General features: G+C 63.2%; 29 protein-coding genes and 1 pseudogene. 12 read left to right on the top strand and 18 right to left on the bottom strand.

Annotated features, from left to right (window positions below; genetic code table 11):
• Window positions 1-108: 108 nt before the first annotated feature.
• A complete protein-coding gene (locus HUI96_RS13380; RefSeq protein ID WP_188255153.1) occupies window positions 109-249 on the bottom strand; it encodes a hypothetical protein in 141 nt (46 codons plus the stop codon).
• Window positions 250-559: 310 nt separating this feature from the next.
• Entirely contained in the window at window positions 560-745 is a 186-nt protein-coding gene (locus tag HUI96_RS13375) for a hypothetical protein (protein ID WP_188255152.1), read from the bottom strand.
• 225 nt (window positions 746-970) lie between these two features.
• Between HUI96_RS13375 and HUI96_RS13370 the strand changes: the two genes are divergently transcribed.
• Entirely contained in the window at window positions 971-1,870 is a 900-nt protein-coding gene (locus HUI96_RS13370) for a LysR substrate-binding domain-containing protein (RefSeq protein ID WP_188255151.1), read from the top strand.
• A 30-nt stretch (window positions 1,871-1,900) separates the two neighbouring features.
• On the opposite strand, the gene HUI96_RS13365 is transcribed toward HUI96_RS13370, so the two are convergent.
• From HUI96_RS13365 to HUI96_RS13325, 9 genes are all read right to left on the bottom strand, one after another.
• Window positions 1,901-2,086 (bottom strand): hypothetical protein, encoded by a 186-nt coding sequence (locus HUI96_RS13365; protein WP_188255150.1) that lies wholly within the window; start codon window positions 2,084-2,086, stop codon window positions 1,901-1,903.
• Between the two features lie 207 nt (window positions 2,087-2,293).
• On the bottom strand, window positions 2,294-4,384 hold the full coding sequence (locus HUI96_RS13360; RefSeq protein ID WP_188255149.1) for an ASKHA domain-containing protein: 2,091 nt from the start codon (window positions 4,382-4,384) through the stop codon (window positions 2,294-2,296).
• Between the two features lie 34 nt (window positions 4,385-4,418).
• Window positions 4,419-5,387 (bottom strand): methyltetrahydrofolate cobalamin methyltransferase, encoded by a 969-nt coding sequence (locus HUI96_RS13355; RefSeq protein ID WP_188255148.1) that lies wholly within the window; start codon window positions 5,385-5,387, stop codon window positions 4,419-4,421.
• A 65-nt stretch (window positions 5,388-5,452) separates the two neighbouring features.
• Complete coding sequence (locus HUI96_RS13350; protein WP_425299217.1) at window positions 5,453-6,553, bottom strand: methylenetetrahydrofolate reductase; 1,101 nt, start codon at window positions 6,551-6,553, stop codon at window positions 5,453-5,455.
• Entirely contained in the window at window positions 6,550-7,200 is a 651-nt protein-coding gene (locus HUI96_RS13345; protein ID WP_188255147.1) for a methylenetetrahydrofolate reductase C-terminal domain-containing protein, read from the bottom strand. Before HUI96_RS13345 ends, HUI96_RS13350 begins: the two co-directional genes overlap by 4 nt.
• The gene (locus HUI96_RS13340; RefSeq protein WP_188255146.1) at window positions 7,193-7,495 is read right to left on the bottom strand and encodes a virulence factor; all 303 of its coding nucleotides are present in this window, start codon (window positions 7,493-7,495) and stop codon (window positions 7,193-7,195) included. The genes HUI96_RS13345 and HUI96_RS13340 overlap by 8 nt, the downstream gene beginning before the upstream one ends.
• A gap of 126 nt (window positions 7,496-7,621) precedes the next feature.
• Window positions 7,622-8,449 (bottom strand): formyl transferase, encoded by an 828-nt coding sequence (locus tag HUI96_RS13335; RefSeq protein ID WP_188255145.1) that lies wholly within the window; start codon window positions 8,447-8,449, stop codon window positions 7,622-7,624.
• A 125-nt stretch (window positions 8,450-8,574) separates the two neighbouring features.
• Window positions 8,575-9,024, bottom strand: a complete 450-nt coding sequence (locus tag HUI96_RS13330; RefSeq protein WP_188255144.1) for a hypothetical protein — start codon at window positions 9,022-9,024, stop codon at window positions 8,575-8,577.
• Window positions 9,025-9,128: 104 nt separating this feature from the next.
• The gene (locus HUI96_RS13325; RefSeq protein ID WP_188255143.1) at window positions 9,129-9,770 is read right to left on the bottom strand and encodes a DUF1638 domain-containing protein; all 642 of its coding nucleotides are present in this window, start codon (window positions 9,768-9,770) and stop codon (window positions 9,129-9,131) included.
• A gap of 56 nt (window positions 9,771-9,826) precedes the next feature.
• Here HUI96_RS13325 and HUI96_RS13320 point away from each other — a divergent pair, with 56 nt between their 5' ends.
• Window positions 9,827-9,964 (top strand): EncA/B family entericidin, encoded by a 138-nt coding sequence (locus HUI96_RS13320; protein WP_188255142.1) that lies wholly within the window; start codon window positions 9,827-9,829, stop codon window positions 9,962-9,964.
• 67 nt (window positions 9,965-10,031) lie between these two features.
• Here HUI96_RS13320 and HUI96_RS13315 read toward each other — a convergent pair whose 3' ends face one another.
• Together HUI96_RS13315 and HUI96_RS13310 are read right to left on the bottom strand one after the other, a co-directional pair.
• Window positions 10,032-10,727, bottom strand: a complete 696-nt coding sequence (locus HUI96_RS13315; protein WP_188255141.1) for a corrinoid protein — start codon at window positions 10,725-10,727, stop codon at window positions 10,032-10,034.
• A 197-nt stretch (window positions 10,728-10,924) separates the two neighbouring features.
• Window positions 10,925-11,347: a YciI family protein gene (locus tag HUI96_RS13310; RefSeq protein WP_188255140.1), complete on the bottom strand. Its 423-nt coding sequence runs from the start codon at window positions 11,345-11,347 to the stop codon at window positions 10,925-10,927.
• Between the two features lie 254 nt (window positions 11,348-11,601).
• Between HUI96_RS13310 and HUI96_RS13305 the strand changes: the two genes are divergently transcribed.
• Both HUI96_RS13305 and HUI96_RS13300 read left to right on the top strand, forming a co-directional pair.
• Window positions 11,602-13,173 (top strand): trimethylamine methyltransferase family protein, encoded by a 1,572-nt coding sequence (locus HUI96_RS13305; RefSeq protein ID WP_188255139.1) that lies wholly within the window; start codon window positions 11,602-11,604, stop codon window positions 13,171-13,173.
• Between the two features lie 101 nt (window positions 13,174-13,274).
• The gene (locus HUI96_RS13300; protein ID WP_425299216.1) at window positions 13,275-13,961 is read left to right on the top strand and encodes a hypothetical protein; all 687 of its coding nucleotides are present in this window, start codon (window positions 13,275-13,277) and stop codon (window positions 13,959-13,961) included.
• Window positions 13,962-14,008: 47 nt separating this feature from the next.
• Here the strand turns inward: HUI96_RS13300 and HUI96_RS13295 are convergent, their stop codons facing one another.
• A complete protein-coding gene (locus tag HUI96_RS13295; RefSeq protein WP_188255137.1) occupies window positions 14,009-14,980 on the bottom strand; it encodes an SDR family oxidoreductase in 972 nt (323 codons plus the stop codon).
• Window positions 14,981-15,138: 158 nt separating this feature from the next.
• Here HUI96_RS13295 and HUI96_RS13290 point away from each other — a divergent pair, with 158 nt between their 5' ends.
• A complete protein-coding gene (locus tag HUI96_RS13290) occupies window positions 15,139-15,576 on the top strand; it encodes a DUF1810 domain-containing protein (protein ID WP_188255136.1) in 438 nt (145 codons plus the stop codon).
• A gap of 76 nt (window positions 15,577-15,652) precedes the next feature.
• The gene (locus tag HUI96_RS13285; protein ID WP_188255135.1) at window positions 15,653-16,456 is read left to right on the top strand and encodes a class I SAM-dependent methyltransferase; all 804 of its coding nucleotides are present in this window, start codon (window positions 15,653-15,655) and stop codon (window positions 16,454-16,456) included.
• Between the two features lie 10 nt (window positions 16,457-16,466).
• On the opposite strand, the gene HUI96_RS13280 is transcribed toward HUI96_RS13285, so the two are convergent.
• On the bottom strand, window positions 16,467-17,147 hold the full coding sequence (locus HUI96_RS13280; RefSeq protein WP_337918308.1) for a DUF3291 domain-containing protein: 681 nt from the start codon (window positions 17,145-17,147) through the stop codon (window positions 16,467-16,469).
• A 76-nt stretch (window positions 17,148-17,223) separates the two neighbouring features.
• Window positions 17,224-17,602, bottom strand: a pseudogene (locus tag HUI96_RS13275) (COG4315 family predicted lipoprotein).
• Between the two features lie 259 nt (window positions 17,603-17,861).
• Here HUI96_RS13275 and HUI96_RS13270 point away from each other — a divergent pair.
• Window positions 17,862-18,446, top strand: a complete 585-nt coding sequence (locus HUI96_RS13270; protein WP_188255134.1) for a PadR family transcriptional regulator — start codon at window positions 17,862-17,864, stop codon at window positions 18,444-18,446.
• Window positions 18,447-18,682: 236 nt separating this feature from the next.
• The gene (locus HUI96_RS13265; protein ID WP_188255133.1) at window positions 18,683-19,135 is read left to right on the top strand and encodes a hypothetical protein; all 453 of its coding nucleotides are present in this window, start codon (window positions 18,683-18,685) and stop codon (window positions 19,133-19,135) included.
• Between the two features lie 6 nt (window positions 19,136-19,141).
• On the opposite strand, the gene bmt is transcribed toward HUI96_RS13265, so the two are convergent.
• A complete protein-coding gene (gene bmt / locus HUI96_RS13260) occupies window positions 19,142-20,158 on the bottom strand; it encodes a betaine--homocysteine S-methyltransferase (RefSeq protein ID WP_188255132.1) in 1,017 nt (338 codons plus the stop codon).
• An 82-nt stretch (window positions 20,159-20,240) separates the two neighbouring features.
• Window positions 20,241-21,083, bottom strand: coding sequence for a helix-turn-helix domain-containing protein (locus tag HUI96_RS13255; protein WP_188255131.1), 843 nt, complete (start codon window positions 21,081-21,083; stop codon window positions 20,241-20,243).
• A 199-nt stretch (window positions 21,084-21,282) separates the two neighbouring features.
• On the opposite strand from HUI96_RS13255, the gene HUI96_RS13250 reads away from it, so the two are divergent.
• The 4 genes from HUI96_RS13250 to HUI96_RS13235 all read left to right on the top strand — a co-directional run bounded on the left by HUI96_RS13250 (window position 21,283) and on the right by HUI96_RS13235 (window position 24,044).
• Window positions 21,283-22,293, top strand: a complete 1,011-nt coding sequence (locus HUI96_RS13250) for a fatty acid desaturase (RefSeq protein ID WP_188255130.1) — start codon at window positions 21,283-21,285, stop codon at window positions 22,291-22,293.
• Between the two features lie 45 nt (window positions 22,294-22,338).
• Window positions 22,339-23,100 (top strand): phosphate/phosphite/phosphonate ABC transporter substrate-binding protein, encoded by a 762-nt coding sequence (locus tag HUI96_RS13245; RefSeq protein WP_188255129.1) that lies wholly within the window; start codon window positions 22,339-22,341, stop codon window positions 23,098-23,100.
• A 51-nt stretch (window positions 23,101-23,151) separates the two neighbouring features.
• Window positions 23,152-23,301, top strand: coding sequence for a hypothetical protein (locus HUI96_RS13240; RefSeq protein WP_188255128.1), 150 nt, complete (start codon window positions 23,152-23,154; stop codon window positions 23,299-23,301).
• Window positions 23,302-23,480: 179 nt separating this feature from the next.
• Window positions 23,481-24,044 (top strand): hypothetical protein, encoded by a 564-nt coding sequence (locus tag HUI96_RS13235; protein WP_188255127.1) that lies wholly within the window; start codon window positions 23,481-23,483, stop codon window positions 24,042-24,044.
• Window positions 24,045-24,097 lie beyond the last annotated feature (53 nt).

Here is a 24,097-nt window from a genome sequence, read left to right as displayed (position 1 = left end):
GGCGAATACATCGGTTCCCAGCCGCCACGCCGAGCGCAAAAGAGAAAGGCCGCGACGGAGGGGATCCGGGCGGCCTTGGGGGTAGGAGGTTTTTGCGGTTTCGCTGTCTTAGCGGACCACAAAGCCGTAGCGGGCGGCGGCGATGGCGCCGGACTGGCCGGGCATCGTGCGTCCAAGCCGCTGACGCTCCAGCGCGGTCGTGATGTTCGTGCCGTTATGACGAACGAAGAGGCGGGAAAAGAATCTCATGACACGTCTCCATGCAGTTCACACGGGGTGCCTTCGCAGATCATTCAGGAGTGGGGCATCTCGGTTGACACAGCCTATGTAGTCATTCCTTTGCTGCAATGCAGCAGAGAAAGCGAAGCGGATTACGTCGATTGCGACATGCCGTAAACCCGACAATGGAGAAAGTATCCAGAGTTATCAAGGTTTTATGGCGTATGCTAGCCGATATGCGGCTTTGTCATATGCGTCATGCCTGCAGTGCATAGCGACAAATCGAGCAAAAGACCCGCCGTCACTTATGTGGTGGCGGGTCAATCGTTGCTGTTGGTCCTCAATGGCGTGGTATCCCGTCTGACGGGCGGGCGTAGCGAGCACGGGGACGCTCGTAGACATCCGGCCAGCCGATATCCTTCTGGATTTCGGCGGGAAGGGCCCGAACCTGGCGTTCGGTCAAGTAGCGGACGCGCGCCTCGCTGTACTCGGCGGCCAATCGGCTGATTGCAGAGAAGATAGACATTTCTTTCTCCTTTCAGTTAGCCGGCCTGGGCAAGAGCCGGCCGTCGACACGCGCCGGTCTTTCCGGCAACGCGATCCGCTGCAGTCTACTTTTCCTAAATTCCCGGGCGGGATTGTCAGGATGACAAGATCGCCGCTTCCGACAGCTTGACTATGGGGCAGTCATCATGTTCAATCAAACGAAATGGAATGATGTCTGCGATTAGTTTTATTGAATAGGTGAGCCATGAACGCACCTCTCAATCATCCGCTGCCTTTGCTCGATCTCGACGTGCTCCGCACCTTCGTCGCGATCTCCGAGACGGGAAGTTTCACGGTCGCGGCAAATGCGGTGTTCCGCACGCCCTCTGCCGTTTCGATGCAGATCAAGAAGCTCGAGGATATTCTCGGCCGCTCGGTGTTCACCCGTGACGCGCGCTCGGTGACGCTCACTACCGACGGCGAGATGCTGCTCGGCTACGCGCGTCGCCTGCTCGCAATCAACCGCGAGGTGGTCTCGAAGTTCATCGTTCCCGATATCGTGGGCGTGGTGCGGCTTGGCTCGCCGGACGACTATGGCGAGCGCGTGCTGCCGCATGTGCTGAAACGCTTCGCCCAGTCGCATCCCTCGATCGCGGTCGACGTGACCATCGATCAGAGTGTCAACCTGCGCCGGCGCATGGACGATCGCGCGCTGGACCTTACGCTGCTCACCCACTCCGCCAGGACCAGCGCCATGGGTGGCGAGGTGCTGCTGACCGAGCCGATCGTCTGGGCGGGGGCCAAGGGAGGCTGCGCGCATCTTCGCGAGCCGCTGCCCGTCTCGCTCTGGGAAGAGGGCTGCGCCTGGCGCGCCGGCGCGCTCGAGGCGCTCGGCCGCGAAGGCCGCAATTACCGCGTCGCCTATATGAGCGCCCATACGGCCGGCCAGCGCGCCGCGATCCTCGCCGATCTGGCGGTGGCGCCGCTGCCGAAGTCGTTTCTCGGCAATGATATGGTCGAGCTTGGTCCGAAGGACGGCATGCCGGAGATCGGCAGCTACAGCCTCGGCATGATAGTCGCTCCCGATGCCAGCGCACCGGTGAAGGCAGTGGCCGACCATATCCGCGCGACGTTCGAGAATTTTAAGGAGACCGGTCGGTTCTGACCGGCACCCCTTCTGCACGTAGTATCTCTCCTAGCGCAGCGACATCCAGTATGCTGACCGGATAGTCGAGACCGACTTGGCGCCCGGATCCGCCGGCCAGCCGATGTCCTTCTGAAGTTCAGGCGGCAGGGCGTTCATCTCCCGGACCGCCAACTGGTTGCGTCGCGCCTTCCGGAGAGAGGCGCCGAGCCGGCCGATATCGTTGAGTATCGACATGTTCATCTCCTCTTGCGAGTTCCGGTTCCGGACCCATTCCGGAAATCCGTCCGCCCATAGGAGATATCGGGCTTCAGTGTTTCGGCGTGATTTCGCCGAAACTCCCCGGAATGTAACAGCGGAAGCCCCGCCTGAAACATTCGTATACAAATGAATTGGAGCGGGCCCCAAAGCAAGACGGGCGCCGAGGCGCCCGTCTGTTCTCTGCTATCGTGGCCGTCTGGCAGCCCGCTCGTCGCGCGAGCGTCGCCGTGGTGGTCCATCGGAGGCGCTTTCCTCCAGCACCTTGCGCGGCGGCAACTTGACCTGCTCGGCGAGGCGAGGGAACGGGTCCACCTTGTTAGGCAGCGCCATCGCATCGATGAAGATCTGCTGGAAATGCGGCTCCAGCGCGGTCTCAATCTTTTCGATGCGATGGACCTCGTCCTCGATCTCGCGTCGATGACCGCGGTTGAGCAGCGCCATGAGTGCACCGGTGCCCGAGGCGTTGCCGACCGCCTTGACTTCGGCGAGGTCGCAATCGGGGATGAGGCCAAGAACCATGGCGTATTTCGGGTCGATGAAGGTCCCGAAGGCGCCCGCGAAGCGGATCATGTCGACATGATCGACCCCCTGCTTTTCCATTAGAAGCTTCACGCCGGCATAAAGGGCTGCCTTGGCGAGCTGGATGGCGCGCACGTCCCTTTGCGTGATGACCAGTCGCGGCTCGCCATCGCGCAGGAGGTATGAGAAGGTACGGCCGTGCTGGAAGATGCGCGGAGAGCGGGCGGCGAGGGTGCCGTCGACCACGCCATCCTCCGAGATGATGCCGGTGAGATACATTTCCGCCACCACCTCGATGATGGCCGAACCGCATATGCCGGTAACGCCGACCTCGCCCGCAGCTTCCTCAAAACCCTCCTCGTCGGACCATTTGTCGACACCGATGACGCGGAATTTCGGCTCCAGCGTCTCGGGGTCGATGCGCACGCGCTCGATGGCACCGGGCGCGGCGCGCTGGCCGCCGGAGATCTCGGCGCCCTCGAAGGCCGGGCCGGTAGGGGAGGAGGCGGCAACGACGCGCGTGCGATTACCCAGGATGATCTCGGCATTGGTGCCGACATCGACCAGCAACATCATCTTGTCTTGCCGGTACGGTCCTTCCGAAAGGGCGGCTCCAGCCGCATCGGCGCCGACATGGCCGGCGATGCAGGGAAGCGTGTAGAGGCGCCCGCCGCCGTTGATGTCGATGTCGATCTCATGCGCCCAATATTGCAGGGCACCTGACGCAGCGAGTGCGAACGGCGCCTGGCCCAGTTCCGTCGGATCGATGCCGAGGAACAGATGGTGCATGATGGGATTGGCGACAAACACGGAGTCGAGGATGTCATGGCGGTCGACGCCGCCTTGATCGCACACCTTGCCGATCAGATTGTTGACCGCCTCGCGGACGGCCTTGGTCATCGCCTCGCGGCCGTCGGGGTTCATCATCACGTAGGAAACGCGGCTCATCAGGTCTTCGCCGAAGCGAATCTGCGGATTGGGCGCGCCCGAGGAAGCGACGATGCGGCCCGACAGCAGCGACACCAGATGCATGGCGATGGTGGTCGAGCCGATATCGCAGGCGATGCCGTAGGCTTCGTTCTTGAGGCCGGGATAGACAGCGGTGATGAAGGGCCGCGACGAATCCGTGTCGCGATGGACCGCGGCGGTCACACCCCATTTGCCCTCGGTCACCTCCGGCTGGTCGGGCAGTTTCGTGCGCAGGATCTTCTGGATCTGCGGGATGAGATGGGGAGCGATTAGGAGGTTCTTCCAGCCCCACTCCTTTTCCAGCGCGACCTTGAGCCGGTCGAGGTCGCCCAGTGGCTTGTGCATGTCGGGCTCATCGACCTCGACATAGCAGAGTTGGATGGCGGGGTTGCGCTCGATGTGGCGGTCGACGGCCGCCTTGCGCACTACCTGCGCGTTGACCACCGTGTCCTGCGGGACGTCGATGACGAGGTCGCCCTGGATTGTTGCCGAGCATGAGAGACGGCGATGCTCGGGCAGGCCGCGCACGCGGTCGTAGCGCTCCTCCTTCGGGCCCCTCGGCGAGATGTGGTCGTTGGAGGAGACGATCTTGTGCTTGGCGAAATTGCCTTCCTGCACCTCGATCTGGCAGCGGCCGCAGGTGGCGCGACCGCCACACACCGATTCCACATAGACACCAAGCTGTCGGGCCGCGTCGAGCACCGGCGTACCGACCGGGAAGTGTCCACGCTTACCCGACGGCATGAACAGGATGAGGGGATCGGTTTGATTTACTGGCGCATTCATATCGTTTCGGCCACGTGGCCCTCCTGGAGGGGCGTCAGCCCTGAGCAGACCGGCGCGCGTCGCGACCGCCGCGGCGGCGGCCGCCGGCAGCAGCTTCACCGGGAGCGTTGACTTGAACCGGCGCAGGCGCGGCGTGCTCGCCCGGCTTGTAGTCCTTGTAGGTCTTGATCCAGGTCATGCAGTCCTTGTCGGTGCCGTTGAGCACGTTGGCGCCGCGCACGGCCTCCATCTCCTGCGGACGGCAGGGATTCATGATCGCCGAGGTCATGCCGGCGCCGATCACCATCGGAATGAAGGCGCCGTTGATGCCGTGGCGGTGCGGCAGGCCGAAGGAGATGTTGGAAAGGCCGCAGGTGGTGTTGACCTTGAGCTCCTCGCGCAGGCGGCGCAGCAGCGCGAACACCTGCTGGCCGGCCGAGCCCAGCGCGCCGATCGGCATCACCAGCGGGTCGACGACGATGTCGTGGGCCGGGATGCCATGGTCGGCGGCGCGCTCGACGATCTTCTTGGCGACCGCGAAGCGCACGTCCGGATCCATCGAGATGCCGGTCTCGTCATTGGAGATCGCGACCACCGGAACGTTGTACTTCTTGATCAGAGGCAGGATGGCTTCGAGCTTCTCCTCCTCGCCGGTAACCGAATTCACGAGCGGACGGCCCTTGGCGACCTTCAGCCCGGCCTCGATCGCTGCGGTGACGGAGGAGTCGATCGAAAGCGGCAGGTCGACGGTGTTCTGGACGATCTCCAGCGTCTTCACCAGCAGGCCCGGCTCGGTGGCGTTCGGGTCCACGGTGGTCACGCCGGCATTGACGTCCAGCATGGTCGCGCCCGCGGCGGCCTGCTCGAGCGCGTCCTTCACCACCGTGTCGAAATTTCCGGCGGCCATCTCGGCCGCGAGTTTCTTGCGGCCGGTCGGGTTGATGCGTTCGCCGATCACGCAGAAGGGCTGGTCGAAGCCGATGACGATTTCCCGGGTCGCGGATGCGACGATAGTGCGGGTCATTAATCTCTCCTCGTGATATAAAGACTTCTTTATATCGTTATTCGTTACGGTTCAAGCCGAGCGCGTCAGTGCGCCGACTTCACCATGTCGGTTTGGGTTTCTGTCACGTCGTCGTTCAGGATATGGCCGAGACGATCCGCGACGAGGTGGTCATCGGGACGCGGCTCGTGTTTCCACGGCCGGCGTCCCTTCAAAACGCCGGACTCGTCGACGATCTCCGCGACGTATTCCTCCTGGCGGTAGGCCATCACATGGACGCCCGCGACGCCGGGGATCTCCTTTACCTCGTTGATGATGTCGATGCAGAGGCGCTTGCCTTCCGCCTTCTGGTCCTGCGCGCCCTCAAGCCGCTTGATTACGGCGTCGGGGATGTGGATGCCTGGGACGTTGGAGCGGATCCACTTGGCCGTCTTGGCCGAGGCGAGCGGGCCGACACCGCACAGGATGAACACCTTTTCGGTGAAGCCGAGGTCGCGCGCCCGTTCCATGAAGCCGCGGAACATCGGCACGTCGAAGCAGTACTGGGTCTGCACGAACTGGGCGCCGGCGGCGATTTTCTTGCCAAGGTGGATGGGGCGGAAATCATAGGGCGGGGCGAAGGGGTTGACGGCGGCGCCCAGGAAAACCTGCGGCGGCGTCGTCAGCTTGCGGCCCGACAGGAATTTTCCGTTGTCGCGCATGATGCGGATCGTCTCGAGCAGCGAGGTCGAGTCGAGATCGAACACCGGCTTTGCGCCGGGCTGGTCGCCGGCCTGCACGCCGTCGCCGGTGAGGCAGAGGATGTTGGCGACGCCCATCGCCGCCGCTCCGAGCACGTCGCCCTGGATGGCGATGCGGTTCTTGTCGCGGCAGGCGATCTGCATGATCGGCGCATAGCCCATGCGGGTGAGCAGGGCGCAGATTCCGACCGAAGACATGTGGCAGTTGGCGCCGGAGGCGTCCACCGCGTTGATGCCGTCGATCCAGCCGTCAAAAATCTTGGCGCGGTTGTAGACGTCTTCCGGATCGGCGCTGTCGGGCGGGTTGAGCTCAGCCGTAACCGCGAACTCGCCGCGCCGCAGCACGCGCTCGAGGCGGCCGCGGGAGGTGTGGCCGGGCAGGGGGTCGAGCGGCAGGTGGACGCCTGCCGGATTCTCGTCGCGCTGGATGGGACGGGCGGGCATCATGCGTTGGCTCCAGCCTTGGACTGTTCGCGCTCCGCGGCGGCCTGCGCGGTAACGCGCAGCCAGGCCGAGGTCTCGCGCAGCGACTGGTCGACCGGCTTCTGGATGTTCAGGATGGCGTCGCCCTTGGCCATGTTGCGGGAGCCTTCCCAGGCCTTCACCCACACGCAGGGCATGTCTGGCTCGACCTCGCAGTTGCCATTGGCACGAACGCCGCCGCAGGGGCCGTTGCGCAGCTGCTTAGGGCAGTTCATCGGGCACGACATGCCGGTGGAGGACAGCACGCACTGGCCGCACATGCGGCAGTCGAACATGAAACCCTTCACGCGCTTCTCGACGAACTTCACCGGCGCTTCGACCCGGGAATAGCCGATGCCCTTCCAAACCGGATGCAGCAGCAGGAACACGTCCGCGAACCGCGCGTAGAACCATTCGAGCAGCCGCGAATTGCGAACCGCCCAGAGCCGCACGGTGTATGTCTTTCGCTGTACGCGGCGCTGCGGGGAGACGTCCGCCGGCTTGTAGTCGCTCTTCGGCGCGCTGCGCTTGACGATCGTTGCCTGGGTCACCCCAGGCGTCGCCGCCGGAGCGGGCACAACGGGAGCGTCGGCCGGGCCCTTCGCCGTTGTCGATGCCGGCCGCTCAGCCATTTTCCTTGCCTCCCGACTTGGCCAGAGCAACCAGACGCTCACGGTCATAGGCGGCGTCGAGTTCAGTCGCGGCCTTCTCCGCCTCGGCTTCGAGGTCGTCGCTCACCGGCACCGGGTCGGCCTTCCGCCATTCCTGCAGATAGGCGTCGGTCTCGGCCGCGCCGGAGCGCATGGCTGCCATGTCGATGGCTTCGGTGAAGCGCAACGGCAGCTCGCGCTTGGCGCTCTGCCGGCCCTTCTTGACGATGACCTGGGCGGGGATGTCGCGCCAGTAGACCACGATGAGGTCGGCCATTTGGAAACTCGCTGATTTGTCGCGGCGAGCATTGCCGCAACGCCGGAAACGCCGCTTCTCATGGCACGACGCCCGGGCCTTCAAAAGCGACGCGTCGAGCCGTCGCAAACAGCAAAGATGCGGGGATTACCAGACCCGGCGCGTGAGGCCCGTCCAAAGGTAGGACCAGAGGGTCGGATGATACCACTGACGGGAGGTGAGCGCCGGCTCGAATGGTGAAAGCTTGTAGGAAATCGCGTCCTCGATCGCCCGGATGCAGATGTCGCGGGAAAGAGCCGCCATCGTCAGCGCATAAGTGGCGATCGTGTCGCCTTTTGCTGGCCGGCCCTGCACCTGATGGAGTACCGCGCCGGTGTCCACGCCCGCATCCACGAGGTGCACCGTCGTGCCGAAATTCGCCGCGTCACCGGTGGCGAGCGCCCAGTAGCCGCCGTTCATGCCCCGGTACTTCGGCGTGATCCCGGCATGGTAGTTGAGGACCGGGCACGGGATCGCGGCAAGCGTTTCGGGCTTGAGCAGGCGGCAGCCGGCAAGCAGCACAACATCCGGGTTGATGCGCCGGATGGCTTTCACGAACTCTGGGCTATTTGCCGAAGGTACCTTTATGATCGTGTCCGCCGGGGGAGGGCTAGTGTCGAAACCGTCATTCTGGGCGAGTTCTGCGAGCCGCCGTGTCATCAGAACCTTGGCGCCTCGGATGATCACCATCGTGCCGAGTTGTCCTGCGGTCGAGATCCAGCCCAGGCGACGGGCGCGCCTTCTCAGGATCACCGACTTCGACTCGGGATTTTCAAGGATAACGGTGGGCCGCCCGAATCGGGCGGCAATGGCGTTGACGATACCCCAGATATGCGGGCCGCCCTCGGTCACGATGACTATTAGCGCCTCTGGGCCGCGCCGGGAGGCGCTGCCTCCAGGCTGTTCTGTACCGAAACTGCCCGTCTCAGCAATCATGCCGCCCCGCCGCCTTCCGCAAGTTCGCACGGAAGGATGCCATTCTGATCACGGCGGGGTTAAGCGTTGGTGAGGGCGCGTTGTTCGAGTGGCCGAGGCTGGAGCGAATGCCTGGCGGCGCACGACTAGGGCGTGACGCTGAACGGCGTGACCATGCCGGCCGCATAGTGGCCTGGCCGATTGCAGATCAGCAGGTAGGAGCCCTGCGGCAGGCTGACTTCCAGCGTTTTCGAGCCGCTTGGTTGAATGTCCTCGGCTTCGCCAAGAACCTTAATCTGCTCTTCCGGCACTCTCGCACGTGCATTGTCATAGGGCAGCGGCGAGTTCGGGCGGTCGACGGAGACAATTACCATTTCATGCACGCTCTTCGACCAGTTGGTGACGTCAAATGTCACCGGCCCTGCCTTCGCGGTCGGCTTGTCCGTTCGAATTGACGCCATGTTTTCTGTCGGCATGGCGCTCGACATATCGAGTAGAGCCACTTTCACCGTGGCGGGCTCATCGGCTGCCCACGCGGTCGTGACAAGGACAGGCGATATCAGCAACGCGCCTGCGCAAGATCGAATTCCGCTCATCTCGACGCCTCCTTCTCATCACCAACAACAGTAACGAAATGAGGCTCTGGATTCTTTCCGAGATGCACCCCGATGAGGTGCTGCTGGGCAAGGATTCGGTCGAGCTAGAGCGCCCGTAGGCTGGTCTCCAGGTCGCCATAGCCGGTGTAGCGCCGCTCATACTGAAGGCCGAGCAGTTTCGCCGCGTCCTCGGCGACCTTGTCCAACTCAGGATCGTTGGTCTGCGCCAGGTAGACCAGCCTCTCGTAGTTGCCGAAGAAATCCTTGATGAGCTCCGGATGCCGGTCGAGCCCGAGCGGCTTCATGAAGAAGCTGTCGAATTGGCGGCAGAGGAAATCGGTCATGTAGAAGGCGAGCATGTCGCGGTCGCCAATCGCCTCGAAGGCTGCGGTGCCCTGGTAGAGGGAGAAGCAGTGCGGTCCGGCGAGCCGTTCAACCCCATGCCGCTCCAGCACCTTGTCAAGCATCCCGCCGGTGCCGCAGTCGGCGTAGCCGGCATAGATGTGCCGGTAGCCTTCGGCCTTGGCGCGCTCGATGGCCTTGTCCATCTCGGGTGCGATCATGTTCGGACGGAAATGGTATTCGGCTGGGAGGCAGGTCAGGTCGAGGTGGTCCAGCCCGGCCTGCGCCTTCACAGCCAGGATTTCCCGCGCGAGCATCCCGCAGGCAATCACCAGCACGCGCTCAGCCGAATGCGCACCCAGCTTTTGCGGATCGTTGACGGAACTACTTTGAAACTTGCCCATTTTCCTCAGGCACCATATTCCGTCTGGCACCATAGCCGAAGAGGGAATCAGCTCCAATGACATCGACCCGCATCGCATCGCTTGCCGTTCTGCTGGCATGCGCGCTGGCCGTTTCGGCCTGTGCGAACACCGTTCGCGGGGCAGGCAAGGATATCAAAGGCACCGTCAGCGCGGTCGCAGAGACGGTTCAATAGGACCTGATCCAAGTCCCCCAAATGCCGAAGCCCCGGTCACCCGGGGCTTCTTCGTTTCTTCGAGGTGTCAGGCTGCCCGGCTGTTGTGCCGGCGCTTGACCAGTTCCTTCGCGGTCTCCACCGCCACCGCCGCGTCGCGGCAGTAGGCGTCGGCGCCGACAGCCTTGCCGAACTCCTCGTTCAGCGGCGCGCCGCCGACCAGCACGATGTAGTCGTCGCGGATGCCCTTCTCCTTCATCGTGTCGATCACGACCTTCATGTAGGGCATGGTGGTGGTGAGCAGCGCCGACATGCCGACGATGTCCGGCTGATGTTCCTCGATGGCGTCGAGATACTTCTCGACCGGATTGTTGATGCCGAGGTCGATCACGTCGAAACCGGCGCCTTCCATCATCATGCCGACGAGGTTCTTGCCGATGTCGTGGATGTCGCCCTTGACGGTGCCGATCACCATCTTGCCCTGCTTCGGCGCGCCGGTGGCGGCCAGCAGCGGGCGCAGGATCGCCATGCCGGCCTTCATCGCGTTCGCCGAAAGAAGCACTTCCGGAACGAACAGGATGCCGTCGCGAAAGTCCTCGCCGACGATGCGCATGCCTTCGACCAGCGCCTCGGTCAGCACATTGTAGGGCACCCAGCCGCGCTCCAGCAGGATGTTGGTGCCTTCCTCGATCTCTTCCTTCAGACCGTCATAGAGGTCGTCGTGCATCTGCTGCACGAGTTCTTCGTCGGAGAGTTCGGACAGGATGATCTCGTCGTCGGCCATCGTCTCAAATTCCATCAATGCGCGGGGTTTAGTGCCGGCGTTCCGGGACGCTGATATCTATCCTGCAGGGACGGGGAAGCCTTAGCTGATTTGCGACGCCCCGCAAAAGGAAAGCGACCGTCGCATTGGCACCCGTAGTGCTGAGGCGCAAGCACCGTCGACTGCTTGCGCCGTGATTGAGCCAATGAGCCGGCGGCTCAGCGATCGGCGAGCCTCTCGCGCATCCTGTCTTCCTGCGCGGCCAGTTCGGGCGTCAGCGCCTCGCCGAAATCGGCCGCCTCGAAGACCGGCCGAATCTCGATCTCGCTCGGCCCCGGCATGGGGTTGGGGCAGCGCTTCACCCACTCCACGGCCTCGGCCATGTCCTTGACCTGCCAGAGCCAGAAACCAGCGACAAGCTCCGACGTATTGGCGAAGGGCCCGTCGATCACAGTACGGTTCGACCCGTCGAAGGCAACCCGCTTTCCTTTGGATGAAGGGTGCAGGCCTTCGCCTGCCAGCAATATGCCGGCATTGATCAACTCCTCGTTGTACTTGCCCATGGCCTCAAACATATCGGTCGTGGGCATGGTGCCCGCTTCGCTGTCAACTGTTGCCTTTACCAGTATCATCACGCGCATTGCCTTCTCCTGTGTTGAGCCTAAGTCCGGCCTCGTCGATGATAGGACGAACGGATCGGCCCGAAACCGACGGCAAACCGAAAATTCATCGCAAGTTTCTTTATTGAGATGTGGTTGCACGTAAGGCGACACGCTTGTCTATTTTGCGACAGGGCTTGGCGCTCCCGGGCCGTTTCGAAAGCGATGCTCGATTACGATCCGGCCATCTTGTCGCGCTGGCCGCGGCGGGACAACTATTTCAGGGAAATCTGACCATGAGCGAGAACCTGACTGCGGATCAGGAAGGCAGCGGCAGGCGAGGGCGCGGCGATCGCGGCGGCGCGGCGGCAAGGCGTGCGGCGCGCACCGGCGGCGGCCCGGGCACCCAACTCACCTACATCAAGCGCAACATTCCGCTCTACGAGGTGCTGAACGAGGAGGGGCTCGCCCTCATCGAGGCCAATGCCGACACGGTGCTCCAGGAGGTTGGTATCGAGTTCCGCGATGACGCCGAGGCGCTAGAACTGTGGAAGCAGGCTGGCGCGGACGTCAAGGGAGAGCGCGTGCGCTTTCCGAAAGGCCTGCCGCGCTCGCTGCTGAAGACCGCTCCGCCGGTCTATACCCAGCATGCGCGCAACCCGGCCCGCTCCGTCGAGATCGGCGGGAAGGCGACGGTGTTCGCACCGGTGTACGGTCCGCCCTTCGTGCGCGACCTCGACGGCAACCGACGCTACGCCACAATCGAGGACTTCCGCAATTTCGTGAAACTCGCCTACATGGCGCCGTCGATCCATCATTCGGGCGGCACGGTGTGCGAGCCGGTCGACGTGCCGGTGAACAAGCGGCACCTCGACATGATCTACAGCCATATCCGCTATTCCGATAAGCCCTTCATGGGCTCGGTGACGGCGCCGGAGCGCGCCGAGGACACGGTAGCGATGGCCAAGATCGTGTTCGGCGACGACTTCGTCCAGAACAACACGGTGCTGACCAGCCTGATCAACGCCAACTCGCCGATGGTCTTCGACGAGACCATGCTCGGGGCGCTCAAGGTCTATGCGCGCAACAACCAAGCCTGCATCGTCACGCCGTTCATTCTTGCCGGCGCGATGAGCCCGGTGACCGTGGCCGGGACGTTGACCCAGGTTCTGGCCGAAGTGCTGGCCGGTGCTTCCTTCACCCAACTCATCCGCCCCGGCGCGCCGGTCATCTTCGGCACCTTTGCCTCATCGATCTCGATGCAGTCGGGTGCGCCGACCTTCGGCACGCCGGAGCCGTCGCTCGTCTCCTACGGCGCTGCGCAGCTTGCTCGCCGCCTCGGCCTGCCGTTCCGCACCGGCGGCTCGCTCTGCGCCTCCAAGATCCCGGATGCACAGGCGGCTTATGAGAGCGCCAACACGCTCAATTCCACACTGCTTGCCGGCACAAATTTCGTGCTGCATGCGGCCGGCTGGCTCGAAGGCGGTCTCGCCTCCTGCTACGAGAAGTTCATGATGGACGTCGACCAACTCGGCATGAGCCAACGCCTCTCCGAAGGCGTCGACCTCTCCGAGAACGGGCAGGCGATGGACGCCATCCGCCAGGTGGGGCCCGGCAGCCATTTCCTGGGCTGCGACCATACCCAGGCGAACTTCCAGACGGCCTTCTATCGTTCCAGCATCGCTGACAACAACTCCTACGAGCAATGGCAGGCAGAGGGGCAGAAGAGCGCCTCGCAGCGCGCCAACGAACTCGCCCGCCGCTGGCTGGAAAACTACGAGGCGCCGTATCTCGACCCTGCAATCGACGAGGCGCTGAACGAGTTCATCACCAAGAAGAAGAACTCGATGCCAGACGCCTTCACTTGAAAAGAGCCCGTTTCAGGCCGGGCTAAAGTGGCCAACATCATCCACAAGGAAGTCTGGCGGAGCGCCTTCTCCGATCCGCCAGTCAAGAAATGATTGCGGGCGTGAGCGGCAGTCCCGGCGTCGATGAAATCGACGCCGCGCTGGCCGTTCATGGTCTCGCGCTGCGCGGCGGCTTCAACTTCTCAGGTGAAGACGCCGCGCCGCCCGGTATGCTGGACGACCCAGCGAGATGTGTTCTGCTGGTCGGCAATGCCGGTGCCGCCCACTGGCCGCATTTCCACCAGTGGCGGTCAAGACAGCGACAAGATATCGAAAATCCGCTCGACACCTGGTGCCGCGAGGTGATCGGCGCCGTCGGAACCCGCTTCGGCGCGCGCGCTGTGTCGCCGTCGGACAAGCCCTATCTGCCCTTCCAGCAATGGGCGATCCGCGCGGAAGGATTGAAGCCTTCGCCGGTTGGCATCCTCATGCATCCGCAATACGGGCTGTGGCACGCCTATCGCGGAGCCCTGCTGTTCGATGTCGTCCTTGAGCTTGCGGAGGCGAGCGCGCCGGTCCATCTGTGCGACGACTGTCCGGACAAACCTTGCCTTAAGGCATGTCCGGTCCGGGCCCACTCGGCAGCAGGGTTTGATTACCAGGGATGCCTTGCCCACGTCAGGTCCAGCGCAGGAGGGGACTGCATGACGGGCGGCTGCCTCGACCGCAACGCCTGCCCGCATGGGGCCGACTATCGCTATCCAGCCGACATGCAGGCGTTCCACATGCGCGCGTTCGCCAGAACCTGATAGCCGGATAGCGGCGGAGCGGTGAATCGGCTCTGCCCCGCCGCTCGTCAGTACCCGCCGACGATCGGCAGGATCTCGCCGGTGATGTAGCTCGAACACTGCGGCGAGGCCAGGAAAACGTAAGCCGGGGCGATCTCCTCCGGCTGGGCGGGACGCTTCATCGGGGTCTTCGCGCCGAACTGCGCGACGTCTTCCGCCTCCTTCTCCGACGGGTTCAGCGGTGTCCACACCGGACCGGGCGCGACGCAATTCACGCGGATGCCCTTGGAGACGAGATTACCGGAAAGAGCGCGCGTGAAGGCGTGTATGCCTCCTTTGGTCATGGAGTAGTCGATCAGTTCCTTGCTGCCCTCGATCCCGGTCACCGAGCCGGTGTTGATGATCGCGGAGCCCGGCTTCATCTGGGGCACGGCCTCCTTGGCCATATGGAAATAGCCATAGAGATTGGTCTTGATCGTGGTGTCGAAGTGCTCCTCGGTGAGGTCCTCGAAGTCGGATGAGTGGATCTGGAAGGCAGCATTGTTCACCAGCACGTCGAGGCCGCCCAGCCGCTTTACGGTCTCGGACACTACCGAACGGCAATAATCTGCGTCGGCGACATTACCGGGGAAGAGGATGCATTTCCTGCCCTCCGCCTCGACCGCCCGCTTGGTCTCCTCTGCGTCCTTGTGCTCGGAAAGGTATGAGATCGCTATGTCGGCGCCTTCGCGGGCGAACAGCACGGCGACGGCACGGCCGATCCCTGAATCGCCGCCGGTGATGAGGGCCACCTTCCCGTCGAGCTTCTTCGATCCGATGTAATAGGGAGCGTCGTACATCGGCGGCGGGTCAATCTTCCACTCCTCACCAGGCTTGGGGTGGTGCTGTTCCGGAAAGGGCGGCTCGGGATATTCCCTCGCGCCGGCCTGCATGGCACCCTGTTCGCCGCCTTCGCCCTTCTTCTGGTCGGTGCTGTCGACCTGCTTCTGGATTTCGCGCTGTTTTTTGGCTTCGCCTTCCGCCTTCACATCGTTCTGCATGGGATGGCCTCCTGTTCGATCCAGCCCAACGCGCAACCGCCACAAAGGTTGAACGGCTGCAGACGATTGCAGGGAGCGGGTTCGCCTTGCGCGATAATCGGACGATGCTAGGCTTTGGACTTCGCCGCGGCGAACGCGGCGCCCCGGATTTTTTTCCAATGAATGACGATCCTTTCGATCTCAGGCGGTTCGTGGAGGCTCAAGGGGGGGTGTACGAGACCGCGCTTGCCGAGCTAGTTGCCGGGCGCAAACGCAGCCACTGGATGTGGTTCATCTTCCCTCAATTCGCCGGCCTCGGCTTCAGCGCGATGTCGCAGCGCTACGCGATCGGCTCGCTGGCCGAAGCGCGGGCCTACCTCGATCATCCGGTGCTTGGCGCTCGCCTCCGGCAGACGGTACGTGCGGTGCTTCAGCATCGCGACCGCAGCGCGCATGAGATCTTCGGCAGCCCGGACGACTTCAAATTCCGCTCCTGCCTGACGCTCTTCGACCAGGTCGCGCCGGGCTATGTATTCGCGGAGGGTCTGGTGGTGTTCTTCACAGGTAAGCCGGACGAGAAGACACTGCAGTTGCTTGCCACTCGCGGCGAGGCCTGAGCGGTGCCATGGCTTGGCAAGTCGATCGGCAGGCAATAATTTAACGCTTCCTTGGTGCTGGTCGGGAGGGTCGCCCATGACGTCCAGTTTCAATGTGAATCATGTCGCAGGCTACGAGCAACTGATGGGACGCTGGAGCAAGCGCCTCGCGCCGCTGCTCATCGAGTTCGGCGGGCTGTCCGACGGCGAGCGGATCATTGATGTCGGCTGCGGGACGGGGAGCCTCACCTTCGCTCTGCCGAAGGCCGCGAACGTCCGCGAGGTGGCCGCGATCGACGTTGAGACCGTATTCGTGCAGGAGGCGCAGCGGCGCAACTCGGATCCGCGCATCACCATTCAGGAAGCCGACGCCTGTGCGCTTCCGTTCGAGGACAAACATTTCGATCGGGCCTTCTCGCAGTTGGTCCTTCATTTCGTCCCGGAGACTGCGAAGGCCATTTCGGAGATGCGCCGCGTCGTGCGCCCGGGCGGGGTCGTGACAGCGGCTGTGTGGGACCACTATGGCGGGCTGCCGAGCTTCCGGATGCTGTGGGATACGCTGGCCGTCAACAGCGAGAATGCCCGCCAAGCTCGCGCCCGCTATTTCGCTCAGCAGATGATGCGGCCGGGCGAACTGAGGCAGGCCTTCATCGACGGCGGGCTGCTCGAGGTCGAGGAGGCGGAGCTTACGATCCGGATGGATTTCGGCTCGTTCGACGACTACTGGGCGCCGATCGCCGCGGGTGAGGGACCGCCGGGAAAATTCATCGCCTCGCTGGCGCCGGAGGAACGCCCGCAGGCGGAAGCTGCTGTACGGACCGCCTATGAAGGCGGCCGCCCTGACGGCCCGCGCTCCTTCGCAGCGACGGCCTGGGCCAGCCGGGGAGGCGTTCCAGCCTGAGTGGAATGGATCAGGTCGCCTGCCTCTGTCGCTCCTCGTTGAGCCGTATGTTTCCTTTGACCGCATCCCGGTCAACTGTCGTGGGACGGCCGTGTTCGTCGAAGGGCGTCTTGAAATCGAAAGCGGAAGGGCTGGGATTGAGATCATGCAGATGCTCATGTCTGGCCACTGCCTCGACCCAAGTGGGAACATGATCGCTCCCGACCCACCAAAGGACATAAGGCGGCCAAACGGGTTTCGTGAACCACTCACGCCCATGCCTCAACGCCTCGGCATGAATTCCTGCATAGGCGAATGCCATCGGCGATTCCAAATTCTTCCACAAAGACAGCGTCGAAGGAGACCAGCCGTCCCCGCGTTCGACATAGAAACGTGGGAAGACCTGCTTGCCCCAGCTTTCCGGTCCAGGCTCTTCATCGTAGCCTGATCGAGCGATGAACCCTTCGCTCCGCTCAACGGCGAGGAGGTTGCGGTCGTTGCGATCGTGAAAACCCTGGTTCGCCGCATCGGTGGCGGGTGCACGAAATATGCCGAAAGTGTAGAGCGCGACCCGTTTCTTCGTCATTGCGATCCCGATGAACAGGTCATCCGCTGTCCGTTCTAGAGAAGCCTGATTTCGTGCCCAGGATGGCCGAAGTTCAAGCGTGTGGCTTGTTTCAGATTCACCAGTAAGAGAGCCGCGCGGGCCCACGGAAACTTACGGGGTTCGCCAGAAATTTCAAACTGAAGTTCAACAAAGCCGGCAAGATCCGGAGCGCCGGCCAGGCCTACTTGGCCTTCAACACGTGCCAGACTCCGCCCTGGCCGTCGCCAGTGACCTGGCCGGCCTTTTTGTCGCCGACGTAGGTGTAGAGGGGTTTGCCCTCATGGGCCCACAATCTTCGAACCGTCGGTACGATTGACGACGGTCCACTCGCCCGAGGCCCGCGCGGATTTGCCGGCCTTCAGCGGGTGCCAGGTCGCCGCGCACTGCTTGTAGCAGTTCGATTTCCCGCCCGCGTCCTTGTCGAAGGTGTAGAGCGTCATGCCTTTCTGATCGGTCCAGATCTTACCGCTCGGGCCTTCTGTGGTCTTGGCTGGTGTGGCCGCTAGCGCTGCGCCGGAGCTCACCAGAAGCATCGCCAATCCGACTGAGATTGTTCTCATGATAATCTCTCCCTATAGAGCCGGGGAGTTGTCCTCAGCTGATCTTTGAACGTTCCGACGGCATCTATTCTTCCAACTGCTTGTGAAGCGCCGTGTTCCTTCGAACCCTCAATGTCCGGTAGGACAGGTGCTTCCCTTTCACCAGCGATAGGCCGGGGCAGATTAGCTGCCTCGCCCAGATAGCTGTCGCCCCTTGCAAACGATATATCGTCCCATAGATATATCGTCGGAACGATGCATCGCTGAATAGGAGGCGAAGATGTTCGGTCGGTTCTATGGCTCTCGGCACGCGTGCGGCGGCTGGGCGATGGCGTCGGGTGAGGGCGGCAGCCGTTTCGGTGGACGCGGCGGCGGTGGCCCTTTCGGCCGCCACCGCGGTGGCCCGTTCGGCGGGCGCGGTCCGCGTATGTTCGACCCAGGCGCTCTGCGCCTCGTGGTGCTCGGACTCATCGCCGAGCAGCCGCGTCACGGCTACGACATCATCAAGGCTCTGGAGACACGCTTCCAGGGCGCCTACAGCCCGAGCCCCGGCGCGATCTATCCGATGCTGCAGATGATGGAGGAGGCCGATCTTGTCGTGTCCCAGGCGGACGGCAACAAGCGCCTCTATTCCATCACCGACCAGGGAAGGACGTATCTCAAGGAAAATGCCGAGGATCTGGCGCGCATCAACGCCCAGATCGACGAGGTCGCGCAGGGCGAAGACATTTCGCTCGGCGAGGAGGTGAGGGAGGTCGCCAAGTCCGTGTACATGCGGCTTCGGCGCGGCCAGTTCACCCGCGAGCAGGCGCGCAAGGCACGCGACATCCTCAAAAGGGCGCGGCGCGACATCGAGGATCTATAGGTGAGTTGTCGCGAGCATGTTCCCCTCTCCGGCTCGCTGCGGTCGGCACCTCTCCCCCTAAATGGGGCGAGGAAGGGGCGCCGAGCGGGCGGGCGTCCTTCCTCGCCACCGCGGAGCGGGGGAGAGCGAGCCCGAAGGGCGAGACGGAGAGGGGGTATTGCACTGGCGAAGCCGCCCACCGTTCATAATCAGTAGGATAACTATAGACTGTTCCAGCGAACGGGCGGGAGATTTCCATGTCGGATGGCGAGATAGACGAATGGGATTTTGCGCACGGCGGCCCGCGCTCGCTGTCGGCTGCGGAGATCAAGCGATTTTGGGACGGGTACATCGCCCGGCGGGACGACGCCCGCATCGAACATGGCAGCCTCTATTCGCGCTGGCGCCGGGTCGCCGACGACCTCGTTCTCTCGCTTTACGTCGCGAACCGCAGCGTCGGCCTGTTCGCGAGAGGACAGCGGGGAGAGAAATGGGCGACGACCGTCAGCCGGCTTTCCGCCTACGAGCCTGATCTGGGCTCCGCGCTCGATGCCTCCCTGCTCGGCTTCAAGGGGTGCTGCTATCTCAGCCGCCTGCCCTTGCCCGTCACCGACGCGTCAAGCTGGCCGCGCGGCTACGAGTGGCTTGAAGAACGCGAGCGGCACTACGTCCGCGTTTTCCAGGACATCGTGGTTCCGGCGTTGACCTGAGCCGGCCTACGCACGGCGGCGACGCTCGCGGCGGCCCTCGCCGGCATCGCCCGATCCGCTCTCGTGCGCGGTCTTGTTGCGCAGCGGGCCGATGCGGGTCGTGATCGTCTCCACCGTCGGCCGGCTCGCGGGCGTGTGTTCGTCGAGCGACTTTCGCATCGCCGCAAGATGCTGGAACGAAGTTCCGCAGCAGCCGCCGATGATCTTTGCGCCGGCGTCGACCGCCAGGCGAACGTAATCGGACATCAGTTCGGGCGTGCCCGAATAGTGGATTTCGGTTCCGCGGAATTCCGGTATGCCGCAATTGCCCTTCACGATGATCGTCGCATCGGGCCTGGCCTCGGTCATGTCGAGGAGCGATGCGAGGATATCGGCTGCGCCGACGCCGCAATTCGCCCCGACAGCCACCGCGGGCTCTGTCAGGCCGTCGGCTACGCCGTGAACGTCCTTCGGTGCCAGGCCCATCATTGAACGTCCAGCTGTGTCGAAGGAGAAGGTATAGGTGTAGGGGAGGCCGGCTTCGATCGCAGCCTGGGCGGCAGCCCGTGCTTCCCCCGGGGCCGACATCGTCTCGATCCAGGCGATCTCGGCGCCGCCCGCCTTCAGTCCCTCGATCTGCTCGCGGAATGCCTCCACGGCCTGATCATAGGTCAGCGCGCCGAGCGGCTCGAGGAGTTCGCCGGTCGGCCCGATGGAGCCGGCAACGATGACCTTGCGTCCTGCCTTGTCAGCGACGGAGTGGGCGATCTCGGCGGCCTTCTTGTTCAACTCGAATACCCGGTCCTGGGCGTGGTGGAGCTTCAGCCGGTGCCGCGTGCCGCCGAAGGAGTTGGTGAGGATGATGTCGGCGCCCGCATCGACGAAATTCTGATGCAGGGCGACGATCTTCTCCGGAGCGGTTTCGTTCCAGAGCTCCGGCGCCTCACCGGAGGCGAGCCCCATGCCGAACAGGTTGGTGCCGGTGGCGCCGTCGGCGAGCAGAATGCCCTTCTCGGCCAGCAGCGCATCGATGGGGTTTGTCATGGGAGTTCTCTCGTCGAAATCGCAGAATAAAGATATAAAGAAGTCTTTATGCGAGGTCAAATCAAATGGGTGGCGTGACGGCCTATTTCAGTTCCTTGCCCAGACTTGCGGCAAAGGCGGCAGACTCGTGAGGGTTCACGACCGCCGCTCGGATGAGGCTGTCAAAGTGCCGGGTTAGCGCCTGGATGGTCGCCGTCGCGTTCAGGACCAGATACATGTCGCCGACATAGATCGCCGCACGATAGGGGCCGAAGATGGTGTAGGGGATCGAATAGCGCTGGCGTCCGTCATAGAGGAAGAGCCGCAAGGCGGGGTAGAGTTCGTCGAGCAGGGCGGCCATGTGGTCGAGTTGCTCGCGCCGCGCCTTTTTCGGGAAGTCGGACCATATTCCCAGCCCCTTTGCGAAGACCTCCAGCGTGTGGCGGGGCATGCAGACTTCCATGTCGGTCTCGGGCCGGCGGTTGTATTCAATGCGGTACTGGGTCTCGCCGGCCTGTGTCTCGCGGCTGCGGCCTCCGATAGAGGCCTCGTAGCTGATCAGCGCCTCGGTACGCAGCAGGTCGGGAATTCCGGCCGGAACGTATCGGACCTTGGTGCCCGCCGCCTCGGCGTGCCACTTGGCCAGCAAAGTCTGGTCGAATCCGCCCGGCGCCTCCTCGATCTCGAGGCTCTCGCGGATCTCGCCGGTCAGTCCTTCGTCCTGCGACAGGCCGAGCAACCAGTCGAGCGACACCTTGTGCTCGGCGGCAATGGCGAGCAGCGTTTCGGCACGGGGGAGGCGAGTCGAGGTCTCCGACAGCATCTGCGACAACGCTGAGCGGTCGATGCCGATCGAGGCGGCGAAGGCCGAGCGATTGGCCTCCGCCCTCTGCAACAGCAGGCGCAGGCGCTCGCGAAAAAGTCCGGAAAGGTCGCGCTTGTCCATTGGCCTGCTCGTTCCGCTGGGATTCAAAGCTTTCCTAGGGTAAACACCGCATTGTTGTGTTCTCACAACAAATGGCGCCCATCGTGCGCAAATACAACCAATTCTACGCTTTGTCGCGTTGAATGAACCGAATTCTCCTGACACCATGTTGTCAGGAATCGCGAGGGTTCCGGCGGCTGGAGGGGCAGTGGTCGGTTTTATGACATCCAAGAGTACCAGGTCTGTGGGCCGTCGGCAGAGCGTCGAGTGGCCCACCTTTTTTCTGATCGTCGCCACTTACGCAGCCTGGGCTCTGCTTGGCGCTGCCGGCTGGGACCACTACCCGATCACGACCACGATCCTGCTCGCCTTCGTCCTCGCCTTGCAGTCCTCGCTCATCCACGAGGTGCTGCACGGACATCCTACTCGCAAGGCATGGGTCAACGAATTGCTGATCGGCCTGCCGATTGGCCTGGTCTATCCGTATCGCCGCTTCAAGGCGCTTCATCTTCGCCATCACGCCGACGACAGCCTGACCGATCCGTTCGACGATCCGGAATCCTATTATCAGGCCTTGTGGAGACATGAGGAACTGCCGGACTTCCTGAAGCTCGTGCTGACGGTCAACAACACCATGGTCGGGCGCATCATACTCGGTCCACTGCTCGGCAGCGCCGGCTTTCTCGCCAGCGAAGTCAAGCTGATGGCGGACGGCGACAAGGCGGTGAGGAGGGCCTGGCTCCACCATGCCGTGGGCATGGTCATCATGCTCGCGATAGCGTTCTCCTTCTTCACGATTCCGGTGTGGGCCTACCTGACCGCCGTATGGCTCGGGCAGTCGCTGATCTCGGTGAGGACATACGCGGAGCATCAATGGTCTGAACGGCCAGATGGGCGCACCATAATCGTTGAGCGTTCGCCGCTGGCGTTCTTCTTCCTGAACAACAATCTTCACCTCGTGCACCACAAGAGCCCGACCACGCCCTGGTACGAACTGCCGGCGCTGTTTCGCGAACGTCGCGAGGAGTGGGTCGCGATGAACCGCGGCTACGTTTTCCCCAACTACCTCGCGCTACTGAAGAGCTTTGCCTTCAAGGCGAAGGAGCCGGTGGTCCATCCCGCGCTCCGGCGTGCCCCGGAGGCTGGACGCGCCTTCAGGCCGAGGGTGCTGCGGCGCTCGCTGAACGGACTCGGCTCGGCGCCGGTGCCGGCAGAGCCGCCGAAGGACTGAGATCCTCGCTTGCATTTTTGCGCTGTGCAGTCCTGAGGTACGGACATGACGAAATTCATCGCAGCGCTACCCATGTATGACTGGCCCGAGAACATGGCCGAGGTGGATGCCGAATGGGAGTCGATGCGGAAGCGGCTGCTCGAGCAGGGGGTTGACGCTCCGCTGCGCCTTGTGCGCCGGAACGCTGACATGCCGCCGGTTCCGGGCGGGATCCGAGACGCGGGCGGCGCAGTGATCGCGCCCGATCCGGCCATTCTTCCACCCGACGAACTGGATCGCGATGCGCTGTGGCGCCACCCAAAACTTCTGTTTTCGCAAGCCTGCTGGGGGCCGCTGGAGCACGGCCTCGGCAAGCATGTCCGGGTCCTGGGACAGCCGGACTACTCTGCCTATGAAGGAGGGGATGGCCAATACTACTCCAGCGCCATCGTGATGCGAGCCGGAGAAGCGCCGCCGGCGCCGGACGATTCGTCACCGATTCCACTCGATCTGCTGCGTGGACGGCGGTTCGCCTACAACAGCGACGACTCCCTCTCCGGCAAGATCGCATTCACGCGCGATCTTGAGGCAATGGGAGAGGACCTCTCCATCTTCCCCGAGCACGTCGAAACTGGCGGGCACCGCAACTCGATCATTGCCGTCGCTGAGGGCAGGGCCGATGTAGCGGCGATCGACTGCCGCAGTTGGGCGTTGGCGCGGCGCTTCGAACCCATGGCCGCGAAGGTCGTGGTGGTCGGCTGGACGAGTCGCCGCAAGGGGCTGCCGTTCATCACCGCGCTGGAGTCGCCGTTAACGAAGCTTCCGTAGCGGAACCTGCGGCTATCCCCGGCGTTCCTCCGACAAACGCAGGAGGACGCCATGTTCGATACGGCCCTGCTGATTGTCCTCATGCTTGCGGCCCCGGCAATCCTGGCGGCGGCCATGATTTATGCGATGATCTCGCATCCGAAACTGGCGCCGGAAGAGCGACGCCAACTGCATGACGCGATAGACGGCTTGTACGATTAGGCGGAAGGCTTTCGAGCGAAAGATAGCTCGACAGTTTCTCGTAAGCTGCTGGCCGCCGAGCCAGTCGGTATTGCTCAGGCGACCTCGCTCGTTTCCCCAGCGCACTCGATAGGGCTCCCGGCACTCCAGGAACATTTATGAGCCGTCGCGGTTGGCGGGAGTGGTAGCGGAGGTACATCATGCCCGACAAGCCGAAATCCCGGCACACTGAAAGCTGGCCGGAAGAATCCCGCGAGGCCGCACAACTGGTCATCGACCAGTACGGCGAACCCGACGAGATCACTGACAGTCAGCTGATTTGGAATAGCCCTGGCCCGTGGAAGCGCATCGTGGCCTCCAAGGCGTTTTACGAGCACAACTTTCCCGCCCCGCACACTGATTCTGTCGAATCGGTCATCGACTATAGGGTTCCCGTGGAGAAGTTTTCTGAGCTTGCGGAATTCGACGGTAGCGTGATCGTGGAGCGCACTGCGGGCGAAGTCTCTGCTCGCTGCCATGACGAGCAGGCGAACCTCCTGGCGCTCAACCTCATGCACGATATCGTGACCGGGGCCAAAACCGTTGATGAAGCCAGGGCCTATTACGCGAAGGAATTCGCCGACTACCGGCGCAAGAAGCCCACCCCCTACATGGAGAAGCTGCACTTCGCCCCGGGTGACCGCAGCGCCGCTGATCCCGATTCTCGCGTGCTGTCGGACGAAGATCTTGAGCAGGCGAAGCGGGAGGGCCGGGAGCGGCAGTGAATTCGAGGGCGATCATGATGTAGCGTCGGCTAGGCGGATCTGGGAACAACGTT

This window comes from Pseudaminobacter soli (ex Zhang et al. 2022), from assembly GCF_014595955.1.
GTDB lineage: Bacteria > Pseudomonadota > Alphaproteobacteria > Rhizobiales > Rhizobiaceae > Kumtagia > Kumtagia pseudosoli.
The sequence above is the reverse complement of the archived record's forward strand: the minus strand, read 5'-3'. Positions and strand labels throughout refer to the sequence as shown.

Excerpts from the sequence above, each read along its gene's own strand:
- HUI96_RS13245 (WP_188255129.1), top strand. The coding sequence starts at position 22,339 with ATGACGAAATTCATCGCAGCGCTACCCATGTATGACTGGCCCGAGAAC.
- HUI96_RS13375 (WP_188255152.1), bottom strand. The coding sequence starts at position 745 with ATGTCTATCTTCTCTGCAATCAGCCGATTGGCCGCCGAGTACAGCGAG.
- HUI96_RS13270 (WP_188255134.1), top strand. The coding sequence starts at position 17,862 with ATGTTCGGTCGGTTCTATGGCTCTCGGCACGCGTGCGGCGGCTGGGCG.
- HUI96_RS13290 (WP_188255136.1), top strand. The coding sequence starts at position 15,139 with ATGAATGACGATCCTTTCGATCTCAGGCGGTTCGTGGAGGCTCAAGGG.
- HUI96_RS13255 (WP_188255131.1), bottom strand. The coding sequence starts at position 21,083 with ATGGACAAGCGCGACCTTTCCGGACTTTTTCGCGAGCGCCTGCGCCTG.
- HUI96_RS13235 (WP_188255127.1), top strand. The coding sequence starts at position 23,481 with ATGCCCGACAAGCCGAAATCCCGGCACACTGAAAGCTGGCCGGAAGAA.
- HUI96_RS13380 (WP_188255153.1), bottom strand. The coding sequence starts at position 249 with ATGAGATTCTTTTCCCGCCTCTTCGTTCGTCATAACGGCACGAACATC.
- HUI96_RS13320 (WP_188255142.1), top strand. The coding sequence starts at position 9,827 with ATGACATCGACCCGCATCGCATCGCTTGCCGTTCTGCTGGCATGCGCG.
- HUI96_RS13355 (WP_188255148.1), bottom strand. The coding sequence starts at position 5,387 with ATGACCCGCACTATCGTCGCATCCGCGACCCGGGAAATCGTCATCGGC.
- HUI96_RS13340 (WP_188255146.1), bottom strand. The coding sequence starts at position 7,495 with ATGGCCGACCTCATCGTGGTCTACTGGCGCGACATCCCCGCCCAGGTC.
- HUI96_RS13330 (WP_188255144.1), bottom strand. The coding sequence starts at position 9,024 with ATGAGCGGAATTCGATCTTGCGCAGGCGCGTTGCTGATATCGCCTGTC.
- HUI96_RS13325 (WP_188255143.1), bottom strand. The coding sequence starts at position 9,770 with ATGGGCAAGTTTCAAAGTAGTTCCGTCAACGATCCGCAAAAGCTGGGT.
- HUI96_RS13250 (WP_188255130.1), top strand. The coding sequence starts at position 21,283 with ATGACATCCAAGAGTACCAGGTCTGTGGGCCGTCGGCAGAGCGTCGAG.
- HUI96_RS13360 (WP_188255149.1), bottom strand. The coding sequence starts at position 4,384 with ATGAATGCGCCAGTAAATCAAACCGATCCCCTCATCCTGTTCATGCCG.
- HUI96_RS13365 (WP_188255150.1), bottom strand. The coding sequence starts at position 2,086 with ATGTCGATACTCAACGATATCGGCCGGCTCGGCGCCTCTCTCCGGAAG.
- HUI96_RS13295 (WP_188255137.1), bottom strand. The coding sequence starts at position 14,980 with ATGCAGAACGATGTGAAGGCGGAAGGCGAAGCCAAAAAACAGCGCGAA.
- HUI96_RS13265 (WP_188255133.1), top strand. The coding sequence starts at position 18,683 with ATGTCGGATGGCGAGATAGACGAATGGGATTTTGCGCACGGCGGCCCG.
- HUI96_RS13370 (WP_188255151.1), top strand. The coding sequence starts at position 971 with ATGAACGCACCTCTCAATCATCCGCTGCCTTTGCTCGATCTCGACGTG.
- HUI96_RS13350 (WP_425299217.1), bottom strand. The coding sequence starts at position 6,553 with ATGATGCCCGCCCGTCCCATCCAGCGCGACGAGAATCCGGCAGGCGTC.
- HUI96_RS13315 (WP_188255141.1), bottom strand. The coding sequence starts at position 10,727 with ATGGCCGACGACGAGATCATCCTGTCCGAACTCTCCGACGAAGAACTC.
- HUI96_RS13240 (WP_188255128.1), top strand. The coding sequence starts at position 23,152 with ATGTTCGATACGGCCCTGCTGATTGTCCTCATGCTTGCGGCCCCGGCA.
- HUI96_RS13310 (WP_188255140.1), bottom strand. The coding sequence starts at position 11,347 with ATGCGCGTGATGATACTGGTAAAGGCAACAGTTGACAGCGAAGCGGGC.
- HUI96_RS13305 (WP_188255139.1), top strand. The coding sequence starts at position 11,602 with ATGAGCGAGAACCTGACTGCGGATCAGGAAGGCAGCGGCAGGCGAGGG.
- HUI96_RS13335 (WP_188255145.1), bottom strand. The coding sequence starts at position 8,449 with ATGATTGCTGAGACGGGCAGTTTCGGTACAGAACAGCCTGGAGGCAGC.
- HUI96_RS13285 (WP_188255135.1), top strand. The coding sequence starts at position 15,653 with ATGACGTCCAGTTTCAATGTGAATCATGTCGCAGGCTACGAGCAACTG.
- HUI96_RS13345 (WP_188255147.1), bottom strand. The coding sequence starts at position 7,200 with ATGGCTGAGCGGCCGGCATCGACAACGGCGAAGGGCCCGGCCGACGCT.
- bmt (WP_188255132.1), bottom strand. The coding sequence starts at position 20,158 with ATGACAAACCCCATCGATGCGCTGCTGGCCGAGAAGGGCATTCTGCTC.